Below are 13,521 nucleotides of genomic sequence, written 5' to 3'. Positions count from 1 at the left end.
ACGTCAAAAAGTAGATCCAAGCATGGGGGTGTATTTCCATGATCGGTCTCGCCACGGCTGTCGCCCAGGATTCAAAGGTCATCACTTGGAACAGGGTAAACATGGAAGCGCCGATGTCCCCGAAGAGTTCCGGGAACGCATCGCCATACATCGTACTGCCAAAGACGGCAAAAATATAAAACGTAGATAAAAATCTAAATTTTAGATTTATGCTCTAAATTTGGGGTTTGGTTTGGCGGCTAAATTTGACCCGAAGCGAGGAGGGATAAATTTACGGGCGGTTTTGTTAAATTTGACTACCGATGAGCGGGTTTTGTCTGGCTCGCTCGTTAAATTTTGATACGGATAACGGCGGTAAATTTGACTGTTTATACTGATTGCTATTAATCAATTGCATCCCACGGAATTATACGAGCTATTTGGCTTCTTAGCTCGTCGGCTTGTTTGAGCGTTAAACTTTCCACCGAAGAAACTCTATAGAATAAATGTTTTCTTTTTTTCACTATAAAAACTTGGGTGGGGGTAAATGGAAAATAATAGGTACGGCAAAAAGCCAAATCCTCGCTTTTTATAACCGTATCTCCGAAAATATATCTGTTTATGACGATCCTGTCTCTGTAAATTTCAATGTAGTTAAAAAATATAAGCTTGTACAAAAGCCTGCCTAAAAATAAAGAACCTAGGATGCCCAGCGCCTGTATCCAGCCTCTATAATATATCGCGGTAGGCAAGGCGGGCACGAGCAGGAAAAAACTATACTTGATAAAGTCGATTAGCACTATGAGCGGATTTTGCCTGTCCAGTCTGTAAAGTAGCTCCGGCTCTTTATTTTCTTTGCCTGGATTTTCGTTCATATCCTCTGCCTAAAGCCAAATTTTAAATTTATCCGGCCCAGTTTTATGCAAACGGTGAGCGGTTAAAATCTTCAAGTTACGCTGCCACTCAAAACTTACGCCGACCTTCAAATTTGACCTAAATTTACGGTCAAATTTGACCCGCATTCCCGCTTAGCCGCCGTCAAATTTACCTAAAGCTTATCTGTGCATCGTCCGCGCCGTCTTCTAGCGAGATGTTGTAGCCGCCGGTATTTGGCGGGCGTTTATAGATATCTTGCGGGCCGATATTTAGCACCTCGTCACTAAAAAATACGCACTCACGCTCGCCAGTATCCACGTCGCGCACCCAGATTTTGCCGTCGTCGACGATCTCCTCGTCAAACTCTATCACGCGGTTTTCGTAGATTTTGCCCAGCAGCCGCTCGTGCAGGCGGTTTTCGCGCTCAAACTCCAGCTGCGCCTGCAGACACTCCGCCTCATCGATGAAAATCGGCTCCAGCGCGATCTTGTCGCCGTCCAGTACGCACTCGAATTTCTCCAGCGTCGAGCAGTCCACCTCGCTGCCGCCCAGCCTCACGACGTCCTTGTTGCGCATGAAGTAGCGGTTGGTGAGGTTGCCCATCAGCGCCTCGTACGCCGTGCCGCCGATCGCGCGTTTGAGTAAAAATTCGTTTTGAAACGCCAGCACCAGCTCCACCTCGCACTCGCGCAGGATCTCTTCGTTTAGCTCGGTGTTCTCGCTCAGCAGCTTCGCCGACTCGTCGAGAAATAGGCTAATAGGCGTCTTTTGCTTCATCGTTACGCGCTTTAAAAGCTCGGGCAAGAAGCTGTTTAACAGGAAGCTCAGCGCACTTTTGTCGCAGCTAGCGGCGTTAAATATCACGATCTTGCCGTTATTTAGCAGTCCTGCGATACTCGCGTCGCCCGCAGTGCCCTCGCCGTCGCCGTTTAGCGAGTCGTCGTTCATGAGGCCCAGAAACGGCGACATCATCATCGAGTAGTTGCGAAAATCATCTCTCGTGCGCTCGTCGCCGATGTCCTTGTAGCGGCTCGTCGCGTCTAAAAACTCGTCCGCGGTTGCTATAAATGCGCGGTTTATCATTATCGTTTCGCGGGTGAAATTTAGCGTCGAGGAGTCGAGATTGTCGCAGATGAGGCTTAGCGCGTCTTTAAACTCGAGCATCTTTTCTAGGTCTTGCGAGAGGCGCAGTATCGTCGCCACGTCAAAGGTAAAATCCCGCGCGAGCGTGCGCACGTCGGCGTAAAAGGCATCCCCGTAGCAGTCGTTTAGCGGCGCGATTTTTCTAGCGAAAATTTTAAGCGCCTTTAAAACCTTAAAAAACTCCGTCGCGATGCTCGAGCCAAACTCCTCCCAAAACTTCTCCCTTGATTCCATCGGCTTTTTCACGCAGTTTTTAAAGTCGCGCGGCTTCATCGAGGCGATGAGGTTTATCGGCGCGTCCAGCCTTGCACCCACGCTCACGACGTCTTTTAGGCGGCCCGCTCTGCGCGCTAGAGCCTTGATCTTGGCGCTCTCACCGCCTTTATAATCCACTGCAAACACCGCGTAGCCGTTTTGCATACGGTCAAGCAAATTTGGATATATCATAGCCGTCGTCTTGCCGCTGCCGGTCTCTCCGATGATGGCCGCGTGCGTAAAGTCGCTAGGTATCAGCGCGCCTTTTTTCTCCGCGTTTTCCCGCGTTCTCGTAAATCCCATTATTTTTTGCATATTTTTCCTTGTCGGGGGCGATTGTAACGAAATTTGGTTTAAAGATTTAAATTTGACGAGGCGGCGAGTGGGTTAAATTTGCCGCGGGGACGGGATGAAAATCTAGCCTGCAAAACCCGCACCGCAAAAATGCTAGATCAAATTTGAGCTTTAGCGGAGCAGGGTGGGTTGCACTGAAATTTGGCTCAAATTTGGGCAAAATTCGGCTCAAATTTGACTCAAGCGGGCGAAATCAGTCCGCTTTTTTGCAAACGGCGGCCGAGTGCGTGAGTAGATCGTGCAAATTTAGCGCGTCCTTGCGAAAAAAACAGAGGCAAAGTCCGACCACGCTAACGCCTGCGAGCAAAAAGCAGATGTAACGGAGCAAAACGCGTGCGAAGCCGAGCTTGCGGCCGCTACGTAGGTCGATGAGGTAGATATTTTGCGAGCGGTAGCCGGGCGTTTGGGCTTTGATCGCAAAAAAGGCGCAGCAGATGAGAGCGACTGCGAAATTTGCCCCAAATATCGCGGTTTGGTTGTGCAAAAAGTCGTCTTTGCCGTCCAAAAAAACATAGGTCGTGAGGTAATATATCGGCATGCCGATCAAAAAAAGATCGGCGATAAAGGCCTTTACTCGCGCGCCGATACCGGCTAGTTGCGCTTTTTGTTTCGCCAAATTTACTCCTTTTGTTTTTATTTTCGGGCGTGTGTTTTGGATTTTTGAGTGCCAATTTTGCTCGCTAGCACCCAAATTTATGCTCTTTTACTTTTGTTGCAGCAAATTTACGCCTGCTTTTATGCGTCGCCTCTTTGGCATGGCAAATTTACAGCTCTTTTCCGCTTGAGCACCGCTCGCGCCGTCTTAGCCGGCCAACCTTGCTCCGCTCGTAAATGGTGCTTCATTTGTCGCCTGATTATCCATTTGCTCGGCGAATATTTAAGATATCCGCCGTCTTTGTTTGTCTTTATCTGAACGCCCGTTTACGACTATTAATAATTTTCGCCCCGCGCATTTTTTCATCAAGCCTGCTTACGCTTGATTTATCGCCGACTCCGTATCGCTATCAAGGCGTAAGCGCAAAAGCCAGCATTAAGCGCGAAATTTAAATTTACGGCGTTTATCTCGCGCCAAATTTTAAATTCATAAATTTTAGGACACTCTTTTGCGGGCGTAAATTTACCTAAATTTGACGGTTGTCACCAAATACGCAAAAAACGGCAACGCAAATTTAATCCCGCTCTGATCGCAACCTATAAAACGCAACGGCCGACTTTACTTTATCCTCAAATTTATCGCCTAAAATACCGCACAACTTAGTCAAATTTGATCTATGCTCGGTTTGCTTTGTTTGTCGCATGCAAAATCCGTCCAAATTTGCGGGGCTAAATCAAACATAACCGCGAAATTTACAAATTTAGTTACCTCTACTGCCGGGCTTTATCGCCTTGCTTCCGTCGGCGCAGAGCGGACAGTTTGCGGGCTCGTAAATCTCAAACTCAAAGTTGCCCAGCGCGAAAAACGGCTTGTCGGCGGGCAGTTTGGCGCCGGGTTTTGCGATGCTGCCGGCTAAATTTGCAACCTTGCAAAATCCGCGATTAGCAAGCGCGGCAAACGCCACGACCTTGCCGCCTAGGCCTTCTATCACGCGTGCGGCCTCCATCGCCGAGCCGCCCGTAGTGATGATGTCCTCGCAAACGACGAATCGCTCGCCTTCCCTTACCTCAAAGCCGCGCCTTAGGCTCATCACTCGCTCTACTCGCTCGGTAAAGATGAAGCGCTTTTTTGCTGCGCGAGCTAGCTCATAGCCCGCCAAAATACCGCCTAGAGCGGGCGAACAGACGCTGTCAAACTCTACGCCCGATTTTTCGATGACGGCGGCCAGCTCGTCTGCTAGAGTGCCTGCTAACTGAGGATCCTCGAGTACTTTGGCACTTTGCAGATAAAACTGCGAGTGGTTGCCGCTACTAAGTAAAAAATGGCCCTGCAAATACGCACCCGCGTCCTTGTAAATTTTCTCTAAATTCATCGTTTTTCCTTTGTAAAATTTGAGCGAATTTTACCCTAAGCGCGCTTAAGCTACTATTTTTTGAGCTTTTGACGGGTTGCGATTTTGCGTTATTATAAGCCTCTGCCGAGCAAAAAGCGGCTAGCAATTTTAAATTTGGATATAAATTTTGGTAAAAGCGAGTATGGCGTGATAAATTTAAAATTTGGGCGAAATAGATAAACGCGCTTTAGGGTGTAGCAAAAGCGGACTAAAATTTATGCTAAATGCGAAATAGCGGAAGGTTTTTATAAAAGAAATGGCTCGTCAAATTTAACGAGCCGTACGTATTTTAAACTTTTAGAAGTTCGCTCTCTTTTTCTTTTACGAGCGAGTCGATCTTTGACGTGTAGCTGTCGGTGATCTTTTGGACTTCGTCTTGCCCTTTTTTGCTCTCGTCTTCGGTGATTGTTTTATCTTTTTCTAGCTTTTTAACCTCGTCGTTAGCGTCTTTTCTGATGTTTCTGATGCTGACTTTCGCCTTTTCGCCAAATGCCTTAGCGTGCTTTGCGTTTTCTTGGCGTTGCTCGACCGTCATCGGAGGGAAAAATAGCTTCACGCTCTCGCCGTCGTTGTTCGGATTTACGCCGATATTTGCCGCAGAGATCGCTGCGGTGATGGTTTTTAGCATTGGTTTTTCCCACGGCGTGATGCTTATGGTGCTAGCATCGCTAGCTAGCACGGTGGCGACTTGGTTTAGCGGAGTTTGGCTACCGTAATAATCCACGTAAATATTATCGACTATGCTTATATTTACCTTGCCCGTGCGAAGCGTGCTAAAGTCGCGTTTTAGACCCTCGATGCACTTATCGCTATGCTCTTTTTGTTTTTTGTAAATTTCATTCAGCATTTATATCCTTTACTAAAATTTTTGTCGTCGTTTTGCCGTTTACCTTGAGGCTCATTCTCACTTTATAGCGGTCGATCGGCTTGTTAAATTTAAGCGTCATCTGTCCATTTTCAAGCTTGACTTTTTTCGTTTTTTGTCCCGTCATCGAAAAGTAGCCGTGAGTTGCGTTCTCTTCGGTTTTGATGATTATCTCGCTGATTTTATTGTCTTTCGGGTAGTCTTGCGGCAGTATCCATTCGGCTTTTAAAAATTTACTCGCAAGTGCAGACGGTAGGTGAGTGCCGTTCATCGCAGGGATTCTGTCTAGTTCGTGCAGATCGCTGTTTGCCGCGACTGCGCCGGAGTTTTGGCTTAGTATCACCTCGATGCCGTGCTCTATCGCGACATCGCGTACCCTGTCGTTATATTCGCCGAAAGGATAAGCAAAATAGCGCGGCTTGTAGCCCATATTTTTTTCAAATTTGCTTATGCCGTCCTCAAAGTCGTTTTTTAGTTTCTCTTCGTTAAGCCCGACCATATGTAGGTGACCGTAGGAGTGATAGCCGACTTCGCCGTATTTTTCCATCTCTTTGATCTGCTCAAAGGTCATAAAGTCGCCGTATTTTCGCGCGGTGGCCTCGACGTAGATCATCAGCGCAAACGGATATCCGTACTCTAAAAATACCGGCAAGCCCTTTTCGTAAAAGCTTTTGTAGCCGTCGTCTACCGTTAAAACGACCCAATTATCAGATACTGGCTCGCCGTTTTTGATAGCGTCAACGAGCTTTGAAAGAGGGATGATCTCATAGCCTTTTTCTTTAAAATAATCAAACTGCTCGCGTAAATTTTTAATAGAGACGTTAGTGCTCGGGTGTCTGTCGTCGTCAAATCTGTGATAGTTAAAGATATGCGCGTCTGCAAACGCAAACTGCGTCGCCGCAAACAATGCAAGCGCGGAAACTAATTTTTTCATTGACGCTCCTTATTTTTGCTCGCTTGCCGGAGCTTCTGGAGTCGCAGGGGCATTAGGAGCTTGCGGAACGATTGCCTCAGGAGCTGCAGGTAGCGACGAAGTATCGACGCTATCTATGAGAGATTTACTGCTTTGCGTGTTGTAAACGTAGCTTAACGCTAGAGTGTTTAGGATAAATAAAACGCCCACAACGAAAGTAAATTTAGCCAAAAAGCCAGCCGGTCCTTTTGCGCCAAACAGGCTTTCGTTGCTACCGCTATACGCACCTAGGCCGATAGAGGAACTCTTCTGAAGCAAAACGGCGATCGTCAAAACTACCGCGAAAATAAACTGCAATACTAAAAAAAGCGAATCCATAAAAATCCTTTTAAATTTTCAAAATTAGTCGCGATTATACTAAAAAAGTTTTGAATTTGGGTTAAATTTCTTTTTCTATCTCATAAAGTTCGTAGCGTATGGTTTTAAAAATCTCGGAAATTTTAACGTCGACGAGTTTAAAACACTCCTCTAAAACCCTTGCACTTTCCTGCGCTCGTTTGATGTTGGCAGTTTGCAAATCGTCCAAATTTAGGCGAATTTGCTCCTCTTTTAGGCTTGGTTTTAGCACGTCGTTTGCGGCGTCGCGAAATTTTATAAATTCCTTTTGCGGGATTTTTGCTTTGTGGCGGAGAGTTTTTATTTTTTTAGCGAGGGCTAGGTCGTCAAAGCCGTAACGTCTGACGTCCTCGACGACTCTAAGCCCTTCTTTTAAGCGGTTTAAATTTGCGTCTATTACGCGGTAGAGCCGCTCCTCGTTAGTCATCTCTACTAAAAATGCCTAAAATTTGAAGTAAAGAAACGAACAAATTCACAAAATCAAGATAAAGAGCGACTGCACCCTCGATTGGAGTTTCGTAGTTGCCGCGGATGATATTTTGCGTATCATAAAGGATATATGCGCTAAATAAAACCGCGCCCACGCTAGCGATCGCAAGCTGTAAAACCGGGCTGTGGAAAAATATATTTATAATCGCAGCCACGAGCAAAACGATAAGCGTGATGAAAAGCATCTTGCCCCACGTCGTAAAGTCGCGTTTGGTGTTCATCGCAAATACGCTAAGTCCGCCAAATGCTACCGTCGTAAGCGTAAAGGCCTGAGCTACTATCGCTGCGCCTCCGGGCATCGCAAAAGTGCGCCCCAAAATAGGCGTAAGCGTAAGTCCGCTAACGAAAGTAAAGGCAAAAAGCAGAATCAAATTTAAGCCCGCCTTGCGTTTGGCAAACATTAAACCGACCAAAAGTCCTAGCTCAAGTATCACAAATAGCCAGTAGTTGCCCGCTACCGTAGCTCCTAGCGAGCTATAAAGCCCGACGTAAGCTCCGACGCTGGCGGCTAAAAGCGAAGCCGCGAAAAGCTGATAGGTTTGCTTGATAAACGTGCTAAGCGCGCTTTGCGAATATTCGCTCGCAACCTCGTGCTCTCTTGAGTTTGCATAGTTTCTGTTATATAAACTCATTTTTTCTCCTTTTTTAAATTTTGACGCAAATTTAGCCAAAAATAGGTAAATAAAATATAAAAAATCGCTGAATTTGACGCGCGAAAAGCAATTTAAAATTTTTTGACGAAGTTTGAAACGTTTTTGATATAATATTTTAAAAAATTATCGGGAAAATATAATGCAAGAAATTTTAGACGGCGCCGTCAAATTTATGGAAGAAGATTTTTTAGAGCACAAGGAGCTTTTTGAAAGCCTAGGCGAGAAACAGACGCCGCATACTCTTTTTGTCGGCTGTATCGACTCGCGCGTCGTGCCTAGCCTCATAACAAACACGGTTCCTGGCGACCTCGTCGTCGTGCGAAATATCGCAAATATCGTGCCTCCGTACCGCAAAAGCGAGGAGTTTTTGGCTACGACGTCGGCGATCGAGTACGCCTTGCAAACGCTAAACGTGCAAAACGTCATCATCTGCGGGCACAGCAACTGCGGCGGCTGCGCGGCTTTATGGATGGATGAGGCTAAATTTAGCAAAACGCCAAACGTAAAGCGCTGGCTTGATCTACTTGAGCCGGTAAAAAAGCGCGTGCAAAAGCTTTTCGGCGACAATATCGCAAAAAGAGAGTGGCTAACCGAGCGCTTAAGCCTCGTAAATTCGTTTGAAAATTTACTGAGCTACCCCGACGTCAAGGCTAAATTTAAAGACGAGGAGCTAAAAATTTACGCCTGGCACTACATAATAGAAACGGGCGAAATCTACAACTATAACTTCGCAACAAAGAGCTTTAAACTGCTAGGAGTCGAGAAATGAGAAAAATTTTAGCCGCCGTTTTTGCACTGTGCTTTGGCTTAAATTTACTAGCAAATACCAAAATCGACGACCTAAACGCCACGGATATCCTAAGTGTCGTAAATCAAATAAACGAAGCAAACGCGCAGATCGCCGTTATCAAGGCTCAGTCGGCCGAAAACAACGAAACCGCCGACAAAAACGTGCTTTTTAGAACGGTCTTAGAGAAAAAAGAAAAACTGATCGAGCAGATCCCCTATCTCGTCATGCAAATCGAAATCGACGAGGAGCAGGTACAAAATTTCAAACAAGATATGCAAGAGTTAGAGACGAAAACCAAAAAGCTAAAAAACTCTAGCAATCAAAATTTATACGTCAAAAATATGCTCGAGCTCGAGCGTATGCGGCTTGATGAGCTATTTTACTCCTCGCTTTTAAATTTGGAAAATATCTTTAAGGAGGGCGGCAAAGCCGTAAACGTCAAACTTACCGTCGAGAAGACGCTGCTTAGCTTTCAGACGGAGTTTTACGCACAGTTTAAGGCTTTTAAAGACTCGCTAAGCGAAGAAGTAGCCTTGGCACATAAAGGCGAATTAGACGCGCTAGAAGCACACAAAAAGACGCTGGAAGAGATACTCTACTATCTGCGCGATAACGCCGAGCTGCTCACGTCAAACTACATCATCTCCGAGCTAAATTTAAAAACCGCGATAGATTTTATCAACGAAAAGGCCTCGTTTACGAGCAAATTTAACGTCGGCAAGGCCGCGATCATATTCGTCGTATTTTTGTTTTTCGTATCGTTTACGACGCTACTTAGTAGGCTGACGCTGTGGGCTTTGATGAAATTTTTTGTCAAGCACGACTCAGACAGGCAGACCAAAGGGCGCATCGTAGAGATCATCAAGCGTCCGATGCTACTCACCCTCATCGCTTACGCAATAGATATTTGCGTCTCGATCGCGTATTATCCCGCTCCGATGCCGATAAAATTTGCAAATTTCCTAGCGATCACTTTCGTTATCGCCGTCACGTGGCTCATACTTAGCGTACTAAACGGCTACGGCATGGTGCTCATCAACGAACTCACCAAAAAAAGCGGGCGCAAAGAGGTGATAAATTTGATCCTAAAGATCATCTATTTCATCATCTTCGTTATCGCGCTACTTATCGTGCTTAGCAAGCTGGGCTTTAACGTCAGCGCCATCATCGCCTCTCTTGGTATCGGCGGCCTTGCGGTGGCTCTTGCGACCAAGGATATTTTGGCGAATTTCTTTGCTTCCGTCATGCTGCTCTTTGATAACTCGTTTTCTCAGGGCGACTGGATCGTGTGCGGCGACATCGAGGGAACGGTCGTGGAGATCGGACTTAGGAAAACGACCGTGCGAACCTTTGACAACGCCCTTATCTTCGTGCCAAACTCCAAGCTAGCTAGCGATCCGATCCGAAACTGGAGTAGGCGAAAGATGGGACGACGCATCAGGATGCTAATCGGATTAGAATACAGCGCCACGACCGAGCAGATCAAAAAGTGCGTCGAGGAAATCAAACAGATGCTAATCGATCATCCGGACATAGCAAAGGGCGACGATATGGGCTCGAAAAAGGCCAGCCGATACGACCGCGGTATCGTCTCGATCGACGATCTGGCGGGCTATAAGTCAAATTTATTCGTCGTCGTGGACGAGTTTGCCGATAGCTCGATAAATATCCTAGTGTACTGCTTTTCAAAGACGATAGTTTGGGGCGAGTTTTTGGCCGTCAAAGAGGACGTGATGCTAAAAATCATGAATATCGTAGAGGCTAACGGGCTTGGATTTGCCTTCCCTAGCCAGAGCCTATACGTCGAAGAAGTGAAAAAATAATTTTAAAGGAGAGAAAATGAGCGAAGAATTTGACTACGAAGAGGAAGATCTCGAGGAGGAATACTCCGAATTTGACGACGAGAGATCCGAGAAGTACAGCTATAACTACGACGAGAACGACTACGAATACGGCGACGAAGACGAAGAGGATAGCTACGAGATGTGATTTGCGCGTTAAAATTTGGCTTTGCGGGGTAAATTTGCCGGCAGGCCGAATTTGGAGCATTTAATTTAGCTTTTACGAGTAAATCCAGCGCGTAGTTTCGGCTAATTATGAGCCGAATTTGGACTAATATACGAATTTGTCTTGCTTGCAATAATCTTAGCAACCACCACCTTCAAATTTAGGCATTTATATCTAGCTTTCGGATTTTATTTAGAGCTTCTAAAAGTTTCGTTACGTCCGTTCCTTTTTCTTGTTCGGCTTTGATAAATTTCTCGAAAAATTCGCGCTTTATATCCTTGTAAACGTAGGTTTGGCTTTTACTAGTAGCGTGGATAGGTTTAAATTTCTTTTCTTTTGCGGCGTCTGCTTGCGCTTCCTCTTTGGCTGTTTTGTCAAAGTCGCCTTTTTTTAGCGCGATTTTTTGTAGCGCGTCTCCGATACTCTCGCCGTTTTTAAATACGTCTTTTAGAAATTTAAAAAACTCTTTTTTGCTCGCTTCGTCCGCGTAGCTCACGCGATCTTCTATCTCTTGCCCCAGAAGCGTAATGCGCTCTTTTGCAGGCGTTTGGTCGAAATTTAGCGCGCCGTCAGTGAGTGAAATCTTGACGTTTGCGTATTTGCCTAGGATTTTATTTGCCGCGTACTCGAGCCATTTATCTTTAAATTCCTCCTCGCTCATATCTGAATCCAGCAGCTTTGAGGCCTTGGCGTCCATTATCAGGCCGCTGCCGCTATGCATGCCAAGCCCTGTGCCAAACCCTCCCAGATCCACGTTAAATTTACTCAAAAACTTATCCACGCTAAAGACGTCCTGCCTAAATATATCGGATGGATCGCCCGCGTGCGCGATCAGAGCTTGCGTGCTATCTACGAAGCTTTTTAGCTCGGCGGCTTTTTCTTTGTCGGTACTCGGATCAAGCCCGTTTAATTTGCCCCAAATGCTGATTTTATCGTCTCTCGTGTAGCCGCTTAGAGAAAATATCCTCCTTGCAAATGCCGGTTCTTCAGGCTTTAGCCCGAGCTCCTTACGCCAATCATCCACAACCTTTTCAAACCCCATTTTTACGCCCAGCCACATGCTTAAATTTTTACCCGTTAGCTTCTCAGGACCAACCTTATCCGCCCAAATTTTTAGTTGGTCGTAGTCTAATTCGCTTGGATTTACCGTATCGTAATTAATCTGTGCCGTCAAATTTGACATCAAATTCGCCACTTCTTTTTCCTCGCGCGCTTTTAAATTTTGCCCGCGAGCGCCGCTAAAATCGAAATTTGCATTTGCGTTAAATCCGTTTACGCCGCCTATCATTTAAAATCCTTTTAAAATTTGGCTTTCTAACGATATCGGCAAAATTTGAATAAAATTTAGAGTAAAAGATAAGAAGCGATATCAAATTTACGGTCAGCCGCCAAACCGCATGAACGCTAACGAGCCGCCGTAAATTCGTGCCGCATAGCTACCGACCGGCAAACGCTAGCGTAAATTTATTTTTGCTCAAAGTCCTCCCAGGGATTTACGCAGTACGTGCCGCGGCCCGCGTGTTTAGCCCTATAAAGAGCATCGTCGGCGCGCTGAAGTAGCAGGTCAAACGAGCCGTGCCCGATCTGTCCTTCTGCTATACCCGCACTCACGGATAGTCCGCTAAATAGCGGATTTTCTTGACAAATTTTAAAAAATCGGTCAATCAAAATTTGCACGCGAGGCGCTATGCTTTGCATGTTCGCGCCGTCGGTAAATATCGATATAAACTCGTCTCCGCCGATGCGTACGTTCATCGCGTCGTTAAAAATCTCCTTTATCAACTCCGCAATTGCAACTAGAGCCTTGTCGCCCGCCTGATGTCCGTGCTCGTCGTTTACCTGCTTAAAGCGATCTAAATCCATATAAAGTATGCTCATATGCGTGGTTTTTAGCTTGTCTAAAAATGCGTCCAGCTGGTTGCGATTTGCTAATCCGGTGAGCTGGTCGTAGTGAGCTAGGTGCTCGATGTTTTGCAGATATTCGTACTCTTTCGTCACGTCGCGGGCGATGCCGACGGTACCGATGATCGTCTCGCCGTCAAATATCGGCGTTTTATACGTTTTTAGCTTGCTTAGTTTGCCGTCCGCGCGCATAACCTCCTCGTCAAAAAGGCAGGTCTTACGCGCAGCTACGACGTCGTCCTCGGTCTGAACGCAGACATAGCCCGTTTGCTCGTATATCTCTTTTGGGATATTCCAGATATAGTAGTGATCTTTACCGCGAACGTCGTCTTTTTGCTTATCTACGACCTCGCAAAAGGCGTCGTTTACCTCTAAGTGCAGCCCGTCCATATCTTTAAACCAGATCATATCCGGAGACGAGTTTATCGTTGTCTGTAACCATGTTTTTTGTAGCCACGCCTCTTTGCGCTCGGCGATTAAATTTAGCGCTTTTTCAAAGTAGAACTCGTCTAAATTTGCAGCTTGCGGCCAAATTTCATCTGCGGCCTCTTTTTGCTCGCTCGTTATCTTTGCGGTATCCTTTGCGTAAATCGCCAAAAAGCCGTTTTCGCCGATACGTTTTTTTAGCTCGGTTAAATTTAACCCGCAATCTTCGCTTGCGATGATTAGGTATTGGTGCTCGTCGGGGATGGGCACAGGGATGTCGCAGGCGCTTTTTAGTATCTCAAATTTATGTTCAAAGCGCGGTCTGGGCGGGATCTTGCCGTACTGCTCAAGCTTATTTTTTATATCCTGAGTTAAACAAATATGTAGTTTGACGCGGTACATGAATTCCCCTTTATTTTTTAGTTATGGTACAGCAGGATAGCTTTAACGAGGCTTTCGGGTGGATTTAAGGTATGGAATCAAAA

At 46.0% G+C, this 13,521-nt stretch carries 14 protein-coding genes; 3 read left to right on the top strand and 11 right to left on the bottom strand.

Going from position 1 to position 13,521, the window contains the following annotated elements; all coding sequences use genetic code 11:
* Positions 1 to 383: 383 nt before the first annotated feature.
* The 9 genes from Q0546_RS04440 to Q0546_RS04400 form a co-directional block, all read right to left on the bottom strand.
* Positions 384 to 854, bottom strand: a complete 471-nt coding sequence (locus Q0546_RS04440) for a hypothetical protein (protein ID WP_298790891.1) — start codon at positions 852 to 854, stop codon at positions 384 to 386.
* A 169-nt stretch (positions 855 to 1,023) separates the two neighbouring features.
* A complete protein-coding gene (locus Q0546_RS04435; RefSeq protein WP_298790893.1) occupies positions 1,024 to 2,601 on the bottom strand; it encodes a type IV secretory system conjugative DNA transfer family protein in 1,578 nt (525 codons plus the stop codon).
* Between the two features lie 199 nt (positions 2,602 to 2,800).
* Entirely contained in the window at positions 2,801 to 3,223 is a 423-nt protein-coding gene (locus Q0546_RS04430) for an RDD family protein (RefSeq protein ID WP_298790889.1), read from the bottom strand.
* A gap of 739 nt (positions 3,224 to 3,962) precedes the next feature.
* Positions 3,963 to 4,574: an orotate phosphoribosyltransferase gene (gene pyrE, locus Q0546_RS04425; RefSeq protein ID WP_298790887.1), complete on the bottom strand. Its 612-nt coding sequence runs from the start codon at positions 4,572 to 4,574 to the stop codon at positions 3,963 to 3,965.
* A gap of 310 nt (positions 4,575 to 4,884) precedes the next feature.
* Complete coding sequence (frr, locus tag Q0546_RS04420; protein WP_298790885.1) at positions 4,885 to 5,442, bottom strand: ribosome recycling factor; 558 nt, start codon at positions 5,440 to 5,442, stop codon at positions 4,885 to 4,887.
* Positions 5,432 to 6,394: a polysaccharide deacetylase family protein gene (locus Q0546_RS04415; RefSeq protein ID WP_298790883.1), complete on the bottom strand. Its 963-nt coding sequence runs from the start codon at positions 6,392 to 6,394 to the stop codon at positions 5,432 to 5,434. The genes frr and Q0546_RS04415 overlap by 11 nt, the downstream gene beginning before the upstream one ends.
* 9 nt (positions 6,395 to 6,403) lie before the next feature.
* A complete protein-coding gene (gene secG, locus Q0546_RS04410) occupies positions 6,404 to 6,751 on the bottom strand; it encodes a preprotein translocase subunit SecG (RefSeq protein WP_298790882.1) in 348 nt (115 codons plus the stop codon).
* Between the two features lie 61 nt (positions 6,752 to 6,812).
* A complete protein-coding gene (locus Q0546_RS04405) occupies positions 6,813 to 7,196 on the bottom strand; it encodes a thiamine-phosphate pyrophosphorylase (RefSeq protein ID WP_298790880.1) in 384 nt (127 codons plus the stop codon).
* Complete coding sequence (locus tag Q0546_RS04400; RefSeq protein ID WP_298790878.1) at positions 7,189 to 7,890, bottom strand: Bax inhibitor-1/YccA family protein; 702 nt, start codon at positions 7,888 to 7,890, stop codon at positions 7,189 to 7,191. The genes Q0546_RS04405 and Q0546_RS04400 overlap by 8 nt, the downstream gene beginning before the upstream one ends.
* A gap of 160 nt (positions 7,891 to 8,050) precedes the next feature.
* On the opposite strand from Q0546_RS04400, the gene Q0546_RS04395 reads away from it, so the two are divergent.
* Genes Q0546_RS04395 through Q0546_RS04385 form a run of 3 tightly spaced genes read left to right on the top strand, consistent with a single transcriptional unit; the run spans position 8,051 to position 10,690 of the window.
* Complete coding sequence (locus Q0546_RS04395; RefSeq protein WP_298790876.1) at positions 8,051 to 8,680, top strand: carbonic anhydrase; 630 nt, start codon at positions 8,051 to 8,053, stop codon at positions 8,678 to 8,680.
* On the top strand, positions 8,677 to 10,524 hold the full coding sequence (locus tag Q0546_RS04390) for a mechanosensitive ion channel domain-containing protein (RefSeq protein WP_298790874.1): 1,848 nt from the start codon (positions 8,677 to 8,679) through the stop codon (positions 10,522 to 10,524). Before Q0546_RS04395 ends, Q0546_RS04390 begins: the two co-directional genes overlap by 4 nt.
* A gap of 16 nt (positions 10,525 to 10,540) precedes the next feature.
* Complete coding sequence (locus tag Q0546_RS04385; protein ID WP_163026379.1) at positions 10,541 to 10,690, top strand: hypothetical protein; 150 nt, start codon at positions 10,541 to 10,543, stop codon at positions 10,688 to 10,690.
* Between the two features lie 178 nt (positions 10,691 to 10,868).
* Here the strand turns inward: Q0546_RS04385 and Q0546_RS04380 are convergent, their stop codons facing one another.
* Positions 10,869 to 11,996 carry a hypothetical protein gene (locus Q0546_RS04380; protein WP_298790872.1) on the bottom strand — a complete coding sequence of 376 codons (1,128 nt, stop codon included), beginning with the start codon at positions 11,994 to 11,996 and terminating at the stop codon, positions 10,869 to 10,871.
* A 176-nt stretch (positions 11,997 to 12,172) separates the two neighbouring features.
* A complete protein-coding gene (locus Q0546_RS04375) occupies positions 12,173 to 13,438 on the bottom strand; it encodes a sensor domain-containing diguanylate cyclase (RefSeq protein WP_298790870.1) in 1,266 nt (421 codons plus the stop codon).
* Positions 13,439 to 13,521: the final 83 nt, after the last annotated feature.

The sequence above is a fragment of the uncultured Campylobacter sp. genome, from assembly GCF_937997465.1.
GTDB lineage: Bacteria > Campylobacterota > Campylobacteria > Campylobacterales > Campylobacteraceae > Campylobacter_A.
Note: the sequence above shows the minus strand (reverse complement) of the source record. Positions and strands in the feature narration are given on the sequence as shown.